The sequence below is a fragment of the Paenibacillus sp. sgz302115 genome (genome assembly GCF_056120445.1).
Genome location: NZ_JBVYOK010000079.1, coordinates 1 through 318, shown reverse-complemented (window position 1 = coordinate 318; position 318 = coordinate 1). Strand labels below are relative to the sequence as shown.

At 30.2% G+C, this 318-nt stretch carries 1 protein-coding gene; it reads right to left on the bottom strand.

The features are described from left to right. A partial coding sequence (locus tag AC0LWN_RS32745; protein ID WP_474672760.1) for a LysM peptidoglycan-binding domain-containing protein occupies window positions 1-318 on the bottom strand: 318 nt, incomplete at both ends.

Here is a 318-nt window from a genome sequence, read left to right as displayed (position 1 = left end):
CTGGATTTACTTTCGTTGTTGATGGTATTTTCAATACCTGCCCAATCTTAATTGTATGTTTATCTTTAATATTATTTAGCTTTACCAATTCGGCTTCAGATACTTTATATTTTATTGCAATCCCGCCCAAAGTATCATCTTTCTTAACGGTATATGTTTTATATTCATTTTTAACCTCTGGATTTACTTTCGTTGTTGATGGTATTTTCAATACCTGCCCAATCTTAATTGTATGTTTATCTTTAATATTATTTAGCTTTACCAATTCGGCTTCAGATACTTTATATTTTATTGCAATCCCGCCCAAAGTATCATCTT